The organism is Oceanobacillus sp. FSL K6-0127 (assembly GCF_037983385.1).
Lineage (GTDB): Bacteria > Bacillota > Bacilli > Bacillales > Amphibacillaceae > Oceanobacillus > Oceanobacillus profundus.
Genome location: NZ_CP150287.1, coordinates 3,985,806 through 4,004,372 on the forward strand (window position 1 = coordinate 3,985,806; position 18,567 = coordinate 4,004,372).

Genomic DNA, 18,567 nt, shown 5'->3' on the forward strand with positions numbered 1-18,567 from the left:
AATTAAATGACCAGATATCGATTAGCCGCAGATATCGGCGGAACCTTCACAGACGTAGTGTTATTTGATAATAATACTGGAGTCTATAGAACAGAAAAGGTACCAACAACACAACAGAATTTATCAGAAGGTGTATTAAACGGAATTACAAGAATGGTAGGTGATTTTAAAGAAGTTGACTTTTTCGTCCATGGGACGACTGCTGGCTTAAATGCATTTTTAGAGAGAAAAGGTGCAAAAATGGCTTTACTTGTAACAAAAGGATTTAGGGATTTATACGAAATAGGACGTGCCAATCGATCCGAAATTTACAATATTCAATATCGCCAACCTACTCCTTTAATCAAGCGTCGTCATATTTTTGAAGTGGATGAACGGGTTTTAGTGGACGGAGATGTAGAGAACCCTTTAAACATTGACGATTTAAATGAGGTTATAAATGAAATTTCAAATAATGGCTATGATTCCGTATCTGTTTGTCTTTTACACTCTTATAAGAATCCAGACCATGAAAAGCAAGTGAAAAAAGTTATTCAGGAAAAATTGCCAAGTATCTCCGTATCACTATCCCATGAAATGGTTCGTGAATGGCGAGAATATGAGCGAACTAGCACAACAATAATTAATGGTTATATTGCCCCTATCGTTGAAAAGTACTTAGCAGAATTTGAAGAAGAAATTGACCATAGAGGGTTAAATAAAGATCTTTACATTATGCAGTCTAATGGTGGGGTTATGACATCGGAAATCGCCAAGGTAAAACCTATTCAAACCTTATTATCAGGTCCTGTTGGTGGTACCATGGGAAGTCTAAAATTAGGACAAAGCATCAAAAAAGAAAATCTAATTTGTATAGATATGGGAGGAACCAGCTTTGATGTAAGTATGGTTATCAACGGCGAACCCGACATAACCTCCGAATCAAATATCGAAAAATTCCCTATTTTATCCGCAATGGTTAATATGCATACGATTGGCGCTGGCGGGGGATCCATTGCTTGGATTGAAGGAGGCGGATTACGTGTAGGACCACACAGTGCTGGTGCCACTCCCGGTCCTGCTTGTTATGGAAATGGTGGAACGGATGCAACTGTAACAGACGCCAATTTAATTTTAGGCCGAATCGATGCTGAAGGTTTTTTAGGTGGAAAGATGAAACTAGATTGGCAAGCAGCATACAAAGCTATTGAAAAACTAGCACACCAACTAGGTTTAAGAGTTATCGAAACTGCAGAAGGTATCTGTGAAATTGCTAATTCTAAAATGGCTGATGCAATACGAACTTTAACTATCTCTAAGGGAATCGACCCACGTGATTTTTCCCTTGTAGCTTTTGGTGGAGCAGGCCCGATGCACTCCATGCTAATTGCTGAAAATCTGGGTATTAAGCGAATTATTATTCCAACTCTCGCTGGTACCTTTTCAGCCTGGGGAATGTTACAAACTGATATTCGGCATGATGATGTGCGAACCTTTGTTTCTCTATTAGAAAATACGGACCAAACAAAAATGCATGAAATCTATCAAAATATGGAACAAGAGGCAGAGGAAATTTTAAAACAGCAGAAAATAAAAAAAGAAGATATTGAGTTTAATAAATTAGCTGACTTACGTTATGTTGGCCAAGAATATACTGTCACTGTTCCTTTACAATCAAGTTTAAATACTCATTCTTTAATAGATCTAAAAGACCAATTTCATAATACACACTTAAGAATGTATGGTCACAATAACCCAGAGGGCGATGTGGAAGTTGTAAACCTAAGAATTGTCAGCTTTGGAATTTTAAAGACTCAAGAGAAAGTATTTTCTGAAACCAAATCAGTAGAAAATCCAGAACCAATCAGAAGGAAAAATATCGTTTGGAATAATATTGAGATTGAAACACCAGTTTTCTCCACAAAAGATTTAGCCTATGGCCAAACTATTAATGGTCCAACCATTATTGAATCAAATACATCTACCATTGTTGTTCCAGAAAATTATCATGTTCATGTAGAAACTATGGGAAATCTTGAAGTTATCAGGAGGAATAAAAATGATTAATACAAAGTCAGCTACTTTTTTAGAAAATCCTATTACGACCGAAATCATACGGAATGCATTAATTTCAGCGGCTGAGGAAATGAATGAAAGTCTTGCACGTAGCTCCTTCTCCCCTATCATTTATGAAATGAAGGATTGTAGTGTCGGAATCTATAATGAAAATGCTGAACTGCTTGGCCAATCATCAGGACTTCCAATGTTTCTAGGCAATCTAGATGTCTGTATTATAGAAACAACGAGATTCATCGGCGGGAACAAACACTACAAACCTGGTGACATATATATTATGAATGATTCATATTTGGCTGGCTCACATCTAAATGATATTACAGTTATCTCTCCAATCTTTTTTGAAAAAGAACTAGTTGGTTTCTCTGCAACACGAGCACACTGGTTGGATATAGGTGCCAAAGATCCTGGTTATCCAATGGATGCAACCGAAATTTATCAAGAAGGTGTAAGAATCCCCCCGACTAAAATATACGATGGTGGAGAACCTAGAAAAGATATTATCAATCTAATCACTATTAATAGCCGAATGACAAAAGATGCATTGGGCGACTTAAATGCACAAATAGCTGCTTGCAGAACTGGAGAAAAACGTTTAAATGATATTATCAATAAACATGGTCTTAAAACTTTCCGCAGATCTATCAAAGACATTTTTATGCAATCAGAGCTTTTAGATAAAGAACAAATTTCAAGTATTCCTGACGGTATTTATGAGGAAGTAGGGTATCTTGATAATGATGGGGTTACTGATGAGCCAGTACTTGTTAAAGTAACAGTAACAATTAAAGGGGAGCACTTAAAAATTGATTTAACTGGATCTAGCGAACAACGCCAAGGAATGACCAACTGTGGCCAGGCCCAGACTGTGTCTGCATGCAGAGTAGCTTTCAAACATTTAATTGGACCTAATTCACCAGTTACTGGTGGGAACTTTAAAACAATGGACATTGTTGTTCCAAAAAGAACGATTTTTAGTGCCGAAGAACCTGCTGCTTGTGGTTGGTATTTCACATCTCTCGGTTTACTAATCGACCTAATAATTAAGGCATTATCTCCAGTTTTAAAAGAACAAAGTGCAGCAGCACACTATGGGGACTCTATGGTTATTACCGTTGCAGGTCAAGACGACAAAACTAAATCTTCTTTCTTATACGTTGAGCCAACTGCTGGCGGTTGGGGAGCATTTTCCGAAAATGATGGCCAGTCAGGTTTAATCAACAATTCTAATGGAGATTTTAAAAATCTACCTGTTGAAGTGTTAGAAGGAAAATATCCACTTAAAGTTAATTCTTATGGACTCCGAAAAAACTCCGGTGGTGCTGGTAAAACTCGTGGAGGTCTTGGTGTTATTAGAGAATACGAAATTAGATCAGAATCTGCCAATCTATCTTTGTGGTTTGAACGTTCTCTAGATCCCGCTTGGGGTATATTCGAAGGAAATACAGGATATCCACCAAAAGTAACTATTGAAAGTAGTCAAGGACAAGAACAGATTTTGAAAGTTAACTCAAAACTAGTTCAAAGAGGAGATTTTGTGAGGGTTGAAACTGGTGGTGGTGGTGGATTTGGTCATCCGTTTACACGATTACCAGAATTAGTATTAGAAGACTACTTAGATGGATATATTGATATCGATACAGCTTTGGTTGAGTATGGTGTCGTAATAGATATCAATTTACAAGAAGTAAATCAACAAAAAACTAAAGAATATAGAAATAAATAACTAAATGAATACAATACTGGTTCAAGAGGGGGTTTCTATCGCCTTCTTGGACCATAATAGCATATTAATTATCAGATACTTCTAATTATTGAAAAACAAGGAGGTAGCTTATGGAAAGCAAAAAGAAAGACAATGCTCTTTCTGCTGTACCTTTATCGAAAAGGCAGCATTGGATCGTTCCAGCCACTATATTTGGTGGACTTGAGTTTGCCGTGCCAGTAATTATGGTGGGATCTACATTAGCAGGCAGTTTTAGCCTTTTGGAAATTATCGGGATATTATTAATTGGTTTAGTAATTATACAGTGGATAGGAAATGGATTACAAGGTTATCTTGGTGCAAAGACAGGGCGTCCCGCATCTGTGATTGCAAGAACTAGTTTCGGTTCATTACAGGCTCGGTTTTTAGTAGGGCTTGCTTTAGTTATATTAAACGTTGGATGGTTTGGCCTGAATACAGCTGTAGCTGGAAATGCCCTATCAGTTACATTAGGAATTGATTACACTGAAAGCTGGATGCTATGGGCGCTAATCACTTTAATATCTGGTTTAGTTTTTTCTCTTCCAGCAGTTCTAGGATATGACTCAATGAAATGGACAGATTATATCGCTGTTCCTGCCGGTATATTATTAATTTCTGGTGGAGTTTACTTAGCGTTAAGAGGGACAGGGTGGGATTCGATATTTTCTTGGAATCCAGAACAGTCGATCACTTTTTATGGAGCGATAAGTTTAGTACTTGGCGCAAATGTTGCTCAATGGTTGATTGCTTCTGACTATACAAGATACTCTAAACCAAAAATAAAAGATCAAGCTTTAATTCCTCTAGGCATTGTAATTATCGGCTTGCTCTTCTTCTTAACTGGCGCCATCATGTCGGTAGGCGTTGGTAACCCAGATATAGTTGTTGTCATGCAGGATCTAGGTTTTCCTATTTGGGGTTTTCTTATTTTATATGTTGCTCTTTGGACAAGTCAAATCGTAGCAAGTTACTCTATCGGTTTAGCTGCAGCAAATATGTTTAATATTAACTCAAATAAAGGTAGAGCAATATTAACCATAATTGGCTCTTTATTAGGTGTCTTATTAGCATTAGGTGGTATATTAACATATTTCCAGGAATTTTTAATACTTTTAGGTGTAACTTATCCTTCTATAGCTGCTATTATGTTTGCTGATTTCTTCTTTATTCGCAAACAACAATGGATTGATAATAAAGGTTGGAACTGGATGGCTACTATCGCTATGTTATTGGGTTCATTTATTGGCTACTTAACAGAATATATTATTCCAATCGGCATCCCTGCTCTTCAGTCATTAATATTTTCTGGAGTTGTATATATTATTCTAATGAGAGTAAAATCGAAGGTGCAACCAGACCAATTCACAAACACAAACATTGATTCTGACGATAAATATGCAGAAGGAAATATTTCAATATAATTGATGGCAATAGAGAAGGTTTATCCGTTTGGTGAGACTTTCTCTTATATTTCAACCACGCACACGTGATGTAATCACTTAGTACATGAAATATTCATGCCAAGTTACTAATGTTATCATTTTATTTCCTATTGTTTAAATCTTAATCTAAAATAAAAACATACTACAAGGAGGTATTTGTATGAAAAAGGAATACATAAAACGTCTTGAATCCATTCAAGTATATTTACAAAACGAAAAGATTGATATCGCTATGATCACTGATCCTGCCAATGTTTTTTATTACACTGGGTTTCTCTCCAATCCACATGAACGTTTCATGGCACTAGTCATCGACAACAAAAATGAAAAAACCACGTTGTTTGTGCCTGCATTAGATGTAGAAATCGCTCGAAATGATTCTGCCGTCCAAACCATTGTACCCATCTCAGATGAAGAAAACCCATTTACCAAGCTCCAAACGAATGTAAGTGCGAACATTTTAACTTTCGGTTTGGAAAAGAAAGCTGTCAATATCTTTCGGTATCAACACTTACAAGAAACTTTCGCAACGGCTTCCTATATCGACATTCAACCTTACATCAGTTCTGAGCGAATGAAGAAGTCTCCAATTGAAATAGAACAAATGAGAAAACCTATCCAAATTATAGAAAGGGTTTTAGCAGAAGGTATCAAAAAAGTTCAAACCGGAATGAGTGAAATGGATTTAACTGCTGAATTAGAATACTTAATGAGAAAATTTGGTGCCGATGGTCCTTCTTTTTCCACTATTGTTCTATCAGGGGAAAAATCAGCTCTACCGCATGGAACACCAGGAAGTCGTACCATTGAAAATGGTGACTTTCTATTGATAGATTTTGGTGTTATTAAAGATGGTTATTGCTCAGATATAACACGAACATTTTTAATAGGAGAAGCTTCTAAAAAACAGAAAGAAATCTATAACATTGTCTTACAATCTACCAATGCGGGGTTAGATGCTGTAAAAGCAGGGGTACCACTTAGAACATTTGATATTGCTGCGAGAAATGTTATTAAAGAAAAAGGATATGGAGAATATTTTAATAATCGTGTAGGTCACGGTCTTGGTATCGAAGTGCACGAGGAGCCTTCAATTCACGAAAGTAATGCAGACATAGCAGAACCAGGTCTTTTATTTACGATCGAGCCAGGAATCTATATTCCAAATTATGGAGGAGTACGAATTGAAGATAATGTTTGTATCAATGAAGAAGGTAAAGCAGATGTATTGACTTCGTTTCCTAAGGAATTGCAGATTTTATAATTTAGGGAAATAGAGATAGGTTGGTAAAGAACAGATAATTCCAATGCGAGAACAGAGTATAAACTTATCCTCTTTCACCACAACTAGGACTATTCCAATCAAGAATGGTCCTCCTAAAATGCCTCCAACTTATTTTCAGTAGACTTGCCCATTATGTTTAAAATTCCAATAATCTTAAGAGTATGACCATACGATTCCTTTTTAATTAGGATGGATGAATCTAAGTTTGACCAATACGCTGAGTTAGTATTAGATTCTACAACTAACATTTCTAAAAAAATGGAGTTTGTGTGATGGATTTAATGTGACTAGAACAAAATTCAAATAACTAAACATAACGTGGTATTTTTCATCAATGTTCAAGTTCAATGAAAAATACCACACTTTACCTCAATAGCACCATTTAAAAACGAGTAAGCACTTGAAAAAAGCCTAGAAGGTGAACGCCTCCATATACTAAGTAGTAAAAATTCCTCTTACCCAGCATTAACCTTTTTCGAATCACTTGTTTTAATCCGTTCAATCCCAAACCCTGTATATCCCGATATAATCGCGACAATAAAGCCTAAGTAACAAACTATTGCCCAAGGCGCATAACTAATCGTTGAAACACCAAGAACCCCTGCCATATATACACCCGCAGAGGACCATGGCACAAGTGGAACAATTACAGTTCCTGAATCCTCTAATGTTCTTGATAAGTTTTTTGCGTGTAGGTTTTTCTTTTGATATGTTTCTTTAAATAATTCTCCTGGAACAATAATTGATAAATATGAATTTCCAGTAACAAGTGCCATTGTTATGCAGGAGGCAACAGTCGATAGGATAAGATCACCAGTCTTTTTCACAATCTTTAACAATGCATCCATAATTACTTCCAATGCTCCTGCTTTGGTAATAATTCCTGCAAATGCAAATGCACTAAAGGCAATCATAATTACACTTGTCATGGACTGCATTCCACCCTGATTAACTAACCTGGTCACTTCAAATATTACCGTTTCTGCATTAAAATCAGGCTTGTTTATCATGGAAACATCAAACCCTGTAACAGTAGCAGCAAATATATCAGTTATTGCAAAATCTTGATAGAATTTTGCGATAATAGCAGCTACAAAAGATGAAAAAATAATTGTAGGCAATGTTGGCTTTTGGGTTATCGATCCATAAAGCACAATGGCTGGGGGCAGTAATAGTATAATATTCCAATGAAACATATCGGCTAATGTCTGAAGCATGATATTCATTACCTCTGGTGTTGCAACAGCATTAGCCGATAAATTGAACCCTGCAATTGTGTAAACGATCATTGCAACAATAGCTGCAGGAACGGTCGTATAAAGCATATGCTTTATATGTTCATAAAGCTCACTCCCTGCTGCAATGGGTGCGAGGTTTGTTGTATCGGATAATGGAGATAATTTATCCCCAAAATACGCACCTGAAACAATCGCACCAGCTGTCGCAGGCAATGAAGCGCCAAGCCCAGTAGCAATCCCCATCAAAGCGACGCCAACTGTACCTGCAGATCCCCAGGAAGTTCCTGTTACAATTGAAATGATTGCAGAGACAATAAACGCGATAAGTACAATAAACTGTGGATTAATTAATTCCAAACCATAATAAATCATCATCGGTATCGTTCCTGAAATCATCCAACTTCCAATTAAAATTCCTATTGATATCAAAACTAATATGGCCGGCATTGCCATATCGAGCTTTTCGCGAATACCAAGCATCATTTCATTCCAATTCACACCTACCCTAAGTGCAATAACCCCAGCGAAGATAGATGCAAGTATTAATAATGGCTCCGGACTTAATCCGTAAACACCGTAACCAATTGCTAATAGCAATAGCATGACTATAATCGGTAAAAATGCTTCTAATAACGTTGGTTTTCTTTGCATCGTATTTCCCCCTAATATCTTTATTCAAATGTTCCTTTGACAAGAATCTCCCTATCCCTAAGCATGTGTTGCCCTTTTGCAAAAACATGTTTAATTTCTAGTGAATTTTGATCCAGCATAAGGATATCAGCATCAAACCCTTCCTTCAGAGCACCCTTTTCATCTAAACGAAGTGCTCTTGCAGGATTACTAGTGACAAGAGGTAATACTTCAGTTAAAGGCAAACCATAATCTTTAACAGTGGATATAACTTGCTCAAACAAGGTTTGCTGCGTTGCAACACCAAATCCGATTAATTCCCCTCTCGTATTAAATTTAGGTAGACTGCCATTTCCATCAGAGGAAATGCTCAGCTGATGCATGTCACCTTGACTTTGTTTATAATACTGAATCCATTTACCTGTGTCTTCATCTGCAGTTATGTCTACAAATGCCCCCTTTTTCGCCAACTGGATCGCATCATCAACAAGTTCCTTGCTTCGTGTAATGTGTGTTGCATAAATATTTGCAGGTGGGATTTCGTAATCTTCTAAAAGCGCCTGTAAAAATGCCAAACGGTCTTTTCCAATACCAACATGAAAATGAGTTACTCCTGCTTTCTTACTTAGCAAACCACCTATTCTGGCTTCTGCAACTAATTTTGCAACCTCATGTAAAGAGGCTTGAGCTGATCTGGAATCGGATATTGCAATTTCTCCCGCTCCGATCACTTTATCAATTAACATAATATCGTCTTTTACCGATGAAGTTATCGTTGGAGTAGGGATATGATAGTTACCTGAATAAATATAAGCCGTAATTCCCTCTTCTTCCAATCCCCTAGCCTTTGCTAACAAAGATGTCATATGTCGTGTTGTTCCATCTGTCCCTAGACAGCCAACAACAGTAGTAACACCTGAAGCAATAATAGTACTCAGTTGGATTTCCGGAGTCCTTGTAGCAAAGCCTCCTTCTCCCCCTCCACCAATTAAATGTACGTGTGGATCGATCATACCTGGAGTAGCAATTAAACCAGAAGCATCTATCACATTAACGTCAAAAAGCGCTCGCAATTTTTCTTCATTTATAGTTCCTATTTTCACTATCTTTTCATCAATCATTAGAATAGATTGCTTCCCCATATAATTTGGTGCATAAATTTCACCATTTTTAATCAGTGTAAACATCTTTTTGCTCCTTCAACTAAATTTCCTGTTTAAATTATTAGAATAATAGGATTATAAATCATTATCCAAATTAATACAACCCATTACAACCCATTTATAAAAAAAGGATTCTATGATTATATCGATTTACCATGTAAAATAGGGGTATATGATAGGAACTATGGAGCGTGACACTAATGAAAAAAAGATTAATTATTATCGGAATCCAAGAAGATAACTTACTATTTTTAAAAAATCAATTGGAGTATATATTCGGAACTTCCATCCAGATCGAAGGGCTAACTTTAAAAGAGTTAAACTCCGACACTCTCTTATCGAGTGATCTTGTTTTATTATCTGCGATGGAAATACAAGAATTAGTAAAGCCATTTCTGCCCGAGGCTGCCATTTCCATTGTGGCACAAAGAACAGAGAATATTGGAAATCTAAAAGAACTCATTTTTTCGAAACAAAGAAAAAATATATTGGTTGTAAACGATAATTACAATAACACGATACAAACGTTGGAATCCCTGAAACTTTTTTTGCCAAACCATACCTTTTATCCTTATATTTCAGAAAAGCCAATGCCTGATAAAATAGACTTTGTTATCACTCCTGGAGAAACGAACCTTATCCCAAAAGGATTTCCACGGATGATTGATATTGGACCACGCATTATTTCCTTAGAAACACTAATACAAATAAAACAATACTGTCAGTTGGATATGAAGGTTTCATTATTAACTCAGCTTTATATCAAGGCAATGATTTATGCAACCGATAAAAAAACAGAAATCTTACCCATCTCCATTCATGATCAAAATCAGCATCGTACATTAGATAGTTTGAAGACAAGTTCCCCTTCCTTGCAGTCTACAATCAGGATAGCAAGCAAACTAGCGAAAACACCTGATGCAATCCATATTGAGGGTGAGACTGGAACAGGAAAACAAATGCTTGCAGAAATGATTCATAATGATTCTACTGGGGCAGCATTGCCTTTCTACGTCTATAATTGTTTAGACAAAGATCCACAACTTATAAAAAAGGAATTATTTGGCTCAAAAGACGAAAAAATAGAAGGTATTATCAATGCCATAAGTGGTGGGACGCTATATATCAAGCATATCGACCAACTGCCATATGCCCTACAAAGTAAGTTATTTAACTTGATTGAATCAAATGATTTAAATCCGATGAAGAATCGAATACGAATAATCACCTCCTCTTTAGAAAGCTTGGCAACGTTATTTCAAAAAGGGATCATTCGTACGTATCTTTATTCCTATATGTCTTCTTATGTACTTCAGATGCCATCACTCAAAGAACGAAAGAATGATTTGTCACAATTAATTGAAGCCTTTAAGGGTCACTTCAACAGAATAGATTTGGTATTCTCTACAGATGCAATGGAGGCCTTTTATCATTACGATTGGCCAGGGAATGTGAGGGAATTATATAACGTTATTTCATACTGTGTATGTTTAAATACGACATCCATTGAACGTGAATCATTACCGCTATTTTTCAAAGGAAACCAAAAATTCGATGCAACCGAAAACACTGAACAGGATTTAGGTATCAACGAAATAATAAGAACGATTGAAAAACATGGATTTCTTTCGGAAAGCATAAGCCTTCTGCAAATCTATCAGAAAGGAAAAAAGCAAAATGAATCTTATGGTAGAAGGAGAATAAAGCAGTTGCTTTCAGATGAGCAATACAGTCTTACTGATCAGCAGTTAAGATTACGAATAGAAGTGCTGAATAAAACAGGACTATTGAACGTTCGAAAAGGGAGAGCTGGAACAACTATTTCAGCAAAAGGAGAGCAGTTTTTAGATGTGTATCAGAATGAATTGCGAGTACAGTGAATACCTGGAAGATCTTCATAGTATTCCGTTTTCAATAAATTGTTATAGTCTAAAAACGTTGGATCTAGACCACGTATTTGAAATTATAATAAAGAAAAACGACCAAATAGTTGTATACGCTTATAGGGCTGATTTGCTTTATTATATATACCAAACTTCCATACTAAATAAAAATAGTGGGGTAATTCAACTTATTGAATTACCTCTGCCCTTCCTTTCGGGCTTGCACTTGATTGTACCTAGATTGCTTGCATGTTAAATTTTCGCATTTGTTTGAGCTTCGATACCATCTCACCAACAGCAACAATATTTTTGAACAATAGTTAGCTTTCAACCATTCCTGTAGATTCCAACTCCACAAAAAAGAAAGGGCATTACACCCTCTCTTTTAACAAAAACCTCAGCCATATGTTACACTCTCGCATTCATTACTCCAATATATGTGGACTTAACACGAATATCCTTATTTCCCATCGGTTGCAGTTTAGTCTTAGATCGTTATCCAGCACAGAATAGTCTGCTTTTATTAATTACACCTTTAGTCGATTTTAACCGTACTACTTATAATGCTTTGATAATAATCTACCTGGATCAAGATGATTGATATTGCTTTTTGTTTTCCCTTCAATCAATAGTTCAGAAGAAATCCTGCCGATGATGGGTGCTAGTTTGAAACCATGACCAGAGAAACCACTTGCAATGATAGTATTATTCTTTCCTGGTAATTCTCCCAACAACGCATGATTATCCGGTGTATAAGCATCCATATAAGCACTCGCACGAACTGGGTCTGGATATAGCATTGGGAGCAAGGCTTTTACGGATTCTCGCAGTTTTTCAATTTCTTCCGGATATACGTCTCGGTATAATGAAGATGGATTTTCTATTGGCAAAGGATCTTTTGTATAGGAAGCTTTCACCATCGACCCATCTAGTGAAGGTGCTCCTGTAAGCCTGAAATCTCCGCGCATTCTAGCAAATATAGGTAGCTTATTTGCTTTTGTTTCAGCAAGATTTTTCGGTGTAAACCAGGTCAGCAATAATCTTTTCGGTATCAATTGCTTTTTTAAAGCTGGTAAAAGTTTCCCTGTCCATGCACCAGTGGTAATCAATACTTTTCCTACCTTGTACGTTTTCCCTTCTGCAATAATGCGTACACCAGCAGTTTCAGGAATAATTTCATCTACTGCGGTATATTTCATTAATTTCGCACCATGCTTCATAGCCAGTAAAGAAGCTGATACAACTGAAAGTTCCGGTCGAATAAAGCCTGCTTCCTTATCTAATATGACTAGGTCATCATCGTATATTTTAAATTGTGGATAGCGTATTGCTGCCTGGTCTCCCTCTAAAATTTCATGCTCCAGTTTAAAATCCTCGATGCTTTTTAAAACTGTTTTAATTTCCAGAGAGTTAGATTCTCCAATCATTAATCCCCCATTTAGCGTTAACAGTGAATTTCCGCTTTCTGTTTCCAATTCCCTCCATAATTTTTTTGCTTCCTGTAGCATGGGAACATATTCAGGTCCTTCCATGTATGCTGTACGAAAAAGCCGGGATTCTCCTCCCGCAGCAGTTCGGTCATTTCCGATTCCAAACTGCTCAAAACCTATAACAGATACCCCCTTTTTTGCAAGTTGCCATGCAGCCATGCTTCCCATTGTTCCAACTCCAATGATGCCTATATCAGCGTCCATTTTTTTCTCCTCCTTCATATACTTACTATTGCTTAGGATTTCAATTACTAATTCGTTCATCATATAATTAATTATATTCCCACAAATTTATAAATTAAGAAAATTCAAGTTGTACTTATAGACCAGAAACTTTCTTATCAAGCCCTCTTTTTTCTTTAAAAATCATACTGAATAAAAGGAAACCTACTAAGGAACCAACAACCCCATATACAGCATATGGAATGGCTGTATTTAATAATTGAGCAATTGCCGCTCCAATAACACCAGCGAATATACCACCCATGGCTCCTTTTGCTGAAAGTAACTTCGTTCGTCGCAAGGCAATACCCAAAAATATGGGAACTAGCAAACCTGCAGCTGAATAAGCGTATGTCGCTTGCAGCCATCCCAAAGCTTGCGGATAATACAATGATAAAACAATTGCAAATACAATAATTATTACGGATAGCATTCGCGAAGCTTTGATCAATGTTCGATCCTTTACTTCGGGATTGATATATGATTTATAAATATCATTTGTTATATTAACTACTACAGACTGCATAGCACTGCTGACTGTTGACATGATAGTTGCGATGATAAAAGCTGAATAAATCGCCAGAAACCAAGTAGGAATTTGAGTTAGAAACCATCCTGCAGCCAACTCGGGATTATCCATACCAGGATTTTGCGAAAGAATAGCAATCCCCATAAAGGAAGCCCAAGTTCCACTAATAATTCCGGCAATTGCAGCTATGATAAAACCCTGTTTTGCCGTTTTGGCATCCTTAGCTGAATAGATTCTTTGATAAGACATTTGATTTGTAAGGGCACCAGGAAAAATGGCAAAAATCCAAAATACGATTGTTGTCAATCCAATCGCTCCCATCCCTTGAGGAAACGACACAAGGTTTTCAGGAACATTCGAAGCAATTCCCGACCAACCTCCAGCATAATTTAACATATATATTCCACTAACTATAGACAGTAGCAGCATAAAACAACCAAAAACAAAATCAGTCCATGCTACCGAAGCCATTCCTCCAGGTAAAACGAACAACAAACTGATAGCTGCAAATATAATAATCAATAAAGTAAAAGATAACCCCGTTATTTCAGTGAATAAGTTTCCGAATGCCACCAACTGTGTACATAACCAGCCAAATGGTACCACAATAGCTAGTAATGTAACAGAACTCATCATAATTTTGTGCTCTCCATATAACTTCTTGAAAATGTCAGGTAAGGTGGAAAAATTATGTTTCTTTAGCCACCCCGCTAGTAATACAAGAAGAACAATACCTATAGAATATAGCAAGTTATACGTTATTGCTGACCAGCCAGCACTGTAACCTATACCCACATGTGCAACAAGAACTCCTCCCCCCATGCCAGTAGCAAACTGTGTGCCCGCAACAACATACATTGGAAGGGATCTCCCTCCCACATTCCAATCTTCTATTCCCTTATTCCTCTTTCCTACCCAAAACGAAATAGCCACACCTACCCCTAAAACTACAATAGAGCTAATTACTATCGCTACAGCAGCATTCATCATTTTCCTCCCTTAATATATTTGGCTTTTTTTGATATTGTTTTAACATTCCATTTTAGACTCCTTCAAATCTTGCAAGGCTGTATCTAGTAAGGTCAATAGAAGTTTCACCATCTGTCAGCAATTCTGTCATTAATGTACCGACTAATGGTGATAATGTTATTCCACTGTGCATAACAGCCACATAGGCACCGTCCATATTGGGGATCTCACCGATAATTGGAAATCCGTCCTTGGGCATTACTCTGATCCCGGAAAAAGTCCGAACAACATTTGCCTTGGCCAGTGCTGGAACGAAATCAGTCGCCATTTTTGCTGTTTGCTGAATAACATCCAATGTCGATCTTCTATCATAGCCCACCTCCTCTTTCGAATAGCCAATTAATACTTCACCATTGTCTGCCTGACGAATACCGCCAATAGTATATTTAAGAAACGGCTGAAGCGGTTCTGTAACAAGAATTTGCCCTCGTACCTGCTTCACCGGCATCTCCACACCTAACATGCTTCCTAAATCCTTTGACCAAGGACCGCCTGCCATAATAACTTTCTTCGCTCGAAAGACTCCTTTGTATGTTTCCAACCGAAAGATGTCACCAGATTTCTCTATATCGATTACTTGATTATAAAAAGAACACTGAACCCCATTCCTCTTTGCAGCTTTCACATATAATTCAACGAGGCGAAATGGATTCACATTCCCATCTAGTTTACTGAAGGTAGCACCAGCTACATTAGAAGAGAGAGAAGGCTCTTTTTCCAGTACTTCGTCTCTTGTTAGAACTTCAATATCTATTCCGACCTCCGCCTGTTGTTCAACAAGTCTCCAAGCTTTTTCCCGTTCAGCTTCATTGAAAAAAGGGGCTATTCCACCAGTTCTTTTATACTCCACATCACCGATTTTCTTTTCTAGAAAAGGGTACAGTTCTGCGCTGAACATACTTAATTCCCCATACCAAGAAGGTACTTTGCTATGTACCCAAACCCATGCTTGCGTAGAACCTGAAGTGCCAGATAAAGGGAAATCCTTATCAATAAGCAGAATTTCATGATTTTTACTTTCTGAAAGATGGTAGGCAATACTGCTCCCGATAACCCCACTGCCAATCACAATAACATCAAATACATTATTCATTTTTTGTTTCACCATCTTCCACTGATTCTCCAAAAACAGATGCAACATTACCGCCTTCACTTCCATTTGTAAGCGCACTCATTCTTACGAGTTTTAATGGCATTCTCATCCTAGATATCCGAATATCTGCCAAAGGCTTGCCAGTATATTCAGCAATAATTTCTCTTACAGGATTAAGGCAAATCTTTGACTGGCAAGGACCCATCCCACATCTAGTCAGCCGCTTTATATCATCAAATGTTTCAGCACCATTCTTCATAGCTGTCTCAATCTCATCAACATTTATTTCTTCACAACGGCAGACGATTGTTGATTTATCCATACATCTTCCCTCCTCTTATCTTCATGAAATAATCCGGGAGATTCAATTCATGTTTCTGATGATAATCGGCTATCATTTCAGTCCTTGCTTTAAGTACTTTTTCACTTTCCAAATTAGCTAATTCTCTCCAGCATCTGCTTTTTTGTTCATCTCCCTCTGCTGAGCTGATGAATCCCATCGCCTCTAAAGCACTCAAAGCAGCAATTTCTCCCGTTAATAGAATTGGTCCAAGTTCCGTAATTCCTGCCGCATTTCCAGCAATATAGCAGGAAGGTTTGGTTGTCTGTAAATGAATATTGTACGCAGCTAGCCATCCTCCAAGTTCTTTTTGATAAACAAAATGACAGTTCATAATTTCAAAAGGTTCCAGTATCGGACTGAATCCATTAGCAATACAAACAAGATCCGCATTAACTTCTTTTGACCCATCTGGTGTTTGAATTACGACGTGTTCCACCTCTCCGGCACCCGTAACTATTTCAATCGTGCTGTTTGTATAGACAGGAACGTTTTCCACAGTCTTCACTAACTCTCCATCAGAGCAGATGATTTGATTCTTTTCCTCCACAATCGCTTCTACTGTTATTCCACAAGAATTGAGCTGGCTTGCAACTTCCAATGAAAAATCATTAGAACCAACCATAACAGCACGCTTACCAGGCAATACTTTTTCCCTGTTTATTAGTATTTGAGCTGCTCCAGCAGTCATGACTCCAGGAAGTGTCCATCCTGGAAAAACTTTTGCTTCCTCTTGGGCTCCAGGCGCTATTATATTTTTTCGGGATTGGATTTCAAAAGTCTTATCCCCATCAGAAACACCAATGTTGCCATTAAGATAGGAACCAATCATGGTATGTTTCTTTAACACCTGTACATTAGATGCTCCTACTTGATTAATAAGTTGTTCATTCACCCATGTACCGCGCTTCTTTCCATATCCATACTGTCCCGGAAGGTTAGAAAACCATTGAGTCTGTTGTCTCAATTGTCCACCGAGAGAAAATGTTTCATCGGCTACTACTACCCTTGCCCCCGCTCTATCAGCAGTAAGAGCTGCATGCAGTCCTGCCGGTCCACCCCCTATAATCAGTAAATCAGTTTCCATATTTCTCACCTCTTATTTCTGGATCATTATTATTGGAAAAAACCTGCATATTGTTTTCCACAAGAGTAGTACAGCTTATCACATGATCGAGACCATTTATCGTTACAAAGCAGCTTGTACACCTTCCATTAGAACAATAAAGACCTCGAGGCTGAGAGAGTTTCCGACTCACTCCCAATTTCCGAATACCATTTGCCATAAGAGCAGCTGCCACCGTTTGTCCTTTTTTTGCTTCTAAACGATGATTATTAAAATAGAAAAAAACTTTTTCATTGGATTTCTCTTTCAAAACTGGATGTTCACTAATATGCATGAGAAAGCCTCCTTCAGGTTATATATTTTTTATTTTTCGATAAATTTTGACTAAAAAAATTAAATTTTAATATACAAATCTAGTTAGTTATACAATAATCTATTCATAACAGGTATTTTGTATGTGATAAAATTATAATGTTATAACATTATAATTTTGCAAGTTATATTAATGAGCAAGCATTAATTATAAATTAATCTCAAGAAAATATTTTGCATCTTTAAATACCGCCTTAAAACGGGAATATTCTACAATATAGTCATCTTCTGCTTTCGTATACCTATCCAATACTAATAATTGTTCACCAATGGGGATATTGAGTAACGCTGCTTCAGATTTATCTGCAGTTTTTGTGGAGATAAACACTTTTGCAGTATCCAGCTTAAGCCCATACTTTTTTGAAAATAAGTTATATAGTAGTTTATTTTCAATTTCCTCCTCTGTTAAACCTGGTGTTAAAGCTGCAGGTATCCAGGAATTTTCAATTATAACGGGTTTCTCTTCTTCTAGTTTAATCCTAGAAATATAATAGATTTCTTCATTCTTGTCTATCTGCAGATTCTTTATCAATTCAGTATTTCCTACTATTTTTTTAAAGCTTAATGTTTTATGGGGATAGGGCTTCTCATCTTCAAACTTATTATGTATGGAAACAAGTCTAGACAAGTCAGTTTTATCGTGTTTATTTACAAATGTACCCTTTCCGCTTTTCCTGTATAACTTCCCATTGTTAACTAGGTCAAGTACAGCGCGTTTTACTGTAATATTACTCACCTTAAAAAGGGATGAAAGCTGTTTTTCTGTTGGAATTTTATACCCCGGCTCCCACTCTCCAGAAATTATTTTGTTTTCTAGGTATTGTCTTATTTGCCTGTGTAATGGTATTGCTGAATTCTCTTCTAATGACATGTATTTCAACTCACCTTTGTTATAATATTATAATTTTAAAGAATTTATTTCTGTATATTATAGCGATATTATCTTTCATAGTCAACATTATCTTTAGAATTTTCTAATTATA

General features: G+C 36.9%; 14 protein-coding genes. 5 read left to right on the top strand and 9 right to left on the bottom strand.

What is annotated here, in order from left to right; translation table 11 throughout:
* Window positions 1-6: 6 nt before the first annotated feature.
* The 4 genes from MHH64_RS19495 (at window position 7) to MHH64_RS19510 (ending at window position 6,508) form a co-directional block, all read left to right on the top strand.
* Window positions 7-2,046, top strand: coding sequence for a hydantoinase/oxoprolinase family protein (locus MHH64_RS19495; protein ID WP_118890224.1), 2,040 nt, complete (start codon window positions 7-9; stop codon window positions 2,044-2,046).
* Window positions 2,039-3,781, top strand: a complete 1,743-nt coding sequence (locus MHH64_RS19500; RefSeq protein WP_118890225.1) for a hydantoinase B/oxoprolinase family protein — start codon at window positions 2,039-2,041, stop codon at window positions 3,779-3,781. Before MHH64_RS19495 ends, MHH64_RS19500 begins: the two co-directional genes overlap by 8 nt.
* A gap of 110 nt (window positions 3,782-3,891) precedes the next feature.
* Window positions 3,892-5,223 carry a cytosine permease gene (locus tag MHH64_RS19505; protein ID WP_251661209.1) on the top strand — a complete coding sequence of 444 codons (1,332 nt, stop codon included), beginning with the start codon at window positions 3,892-3,894 and terminating at the stop codon, window positions 5,221-5,223.
* A 181-nt stretch (window positions 5,224-5,404) separates the two neighbouring features.
* Complete coding sequence (locus MHH64_RS19510; protein WP_340002260.1) at window positions 5,405-6,508, top strand: Xaa-Pro peptidase family protein; 1,104 nt, start codon at window positions 5,405-5,407, stop codon at window positions 6,506-6,508.
* Window positions 6,509-6,984: 476 nt separating this feature from the next.
* Here MHH64_RS19510 and nhaC read toward each other — a convergent pair whose 3' ends face one another.
* Both nhaC and iadA read right to left on the bottom strand, forming a co-directional pair.
* The gene (nhaC, locus tag MHH64_RS19515; protein WP_303448760.1) at window positions 6,985-8,418 is read right to left on the bottom strand and encodes a Na+/H+ antiporter NhaC; all 1,434 of its coding nucleotides are present in this window, start codon (window positions 8,416-8,418) and stop codon (window positions 6,985-6,987) included.
* Between the two features lie 20 nt (window positions 8,419-8,438).
* Window positions 8,439-9,584, bottom strand: a complete 1,146-nt coding sequence (iadA, locus tag MHH64_RS19520; protein ID WP_340002261.1) for a beta-aspartyl-peptidase — start codon at window positions 9,582-9,584, stop codon at window positions 8,439-8,441.
* Window positions 9,585-9,760: 176 nt separating this feature from the next.
* Here iadA and MHH64_RS19525 point away from each other — a divergent pair, with 176 nt between their 5' ends.
* On the top strand, window positions 9,761-11,440 hold the full coding sequence (locus MHH64_RS19525) for a sigma 54-interacting transcriptional regulator (protein ID WP_340002262.1): 1,680 nt from the start codon (window positions 9,761-9,763) through the stop codon (window positions 11,438-11,440).
* A gap of 557 nt (window positions 11,441-11,997) precedes the next feature.
* Here the strand turns inward: MHH64_RS19525 and solA are convergent.
* From solA to MHH64_RS19560, 7 genes are all read right to left on the bottom strand, one after another.
* Window positions 11,998-13,137 (bottom strand): N-methyl-L-tryptophan oxidase, encoded by a 1,140-nt coding sequence (solA, locus tag MHH64_RS19530; protein WP_340002263.1) that lies wholly within the window; start codon window positions 13,135-13,137, stop codon window positions 11,998-12,000.
* Window positions 13,138-13,252: 115 nt separating this feature from the next.
* Window positions 13,253-14,671, bottom strand: coding sequence for a sodium:solute symporter family protein (locus MHH64_RS19535; RefSeq protein WP_340002264.1), 1,419 nt, complete (start codon window positions 14,669-14,671; stop codon window positions 13,253-13,255).
* A gap of 55 nt (window positions 14,672-14,726) precedes the next feature.
* Window positions 14,727-15,806, bottom strand: a complete 1,080-nt coding sequence (locus MHH64_RS19540; RefSeq protein ID WP_340003291.1) for an FAD-binding oxidoreductase — start codon at window positions 15,804-15,806, stop codon at window positions 14,727-14,729.
* On the bottom strand, window positions 15,799-16,128 hold the full coding sequence (locus MHH64_RS19545; protein WP_340002265.1) for a (2Fe-2S)-binding protein: 330 nt from the start codon (window positions 16,126-16,128) through the stop codon (window positions 15,799-15,801). The genes MHH64_RS19540 and MHH64_RS19545 overlap by 8 nt, the downstream gene beginning before the upstream one ends.
* Complete coding sequence (locus tag MHH64_RS19550) at window positions 16,121-17,233, bottom strand: FAD-dependent oxidoreductase (RefSeq protein ID WP_339316265.1); 1,113 nt, start codon at window positions 17,231-17,233, stop codon at window positions 16,121-16,123. The genes MHH64_RS19545 and MHH64_RS19550 overlap by 8 nt, the downstream gene beginning before the upstream one ends.
* Window positions 17,223-17,546 (bottom strand): (2Fe-2S)-binding protein, encoded by a 324-nt coding sequence (locus MHH64_RS19555; protein ID WP_118890236.1) that lies wholly within the window; start codon window positions 17,544-17,546, stop codon window positions 17,223-17,225. Before MHH64_RS19555 ends, MHH64_RS19550 begins: the two co-directional genes overlap by 11 nt.
* Before the next feature lie 186 nt (window positions 17,547-17,732).
* Entirely contained in the window at window positions 17,733-18,455 is a 723-nt protein-coding gene (locus MHH64_RS19560) for a GntR family transcriptional regulator (RefSeq protein ID WP_339316261.1), read from the bottom strand.
* Between the last annotated feature and the right edge of the window lie 112 nt (window positions 18,456-18,567).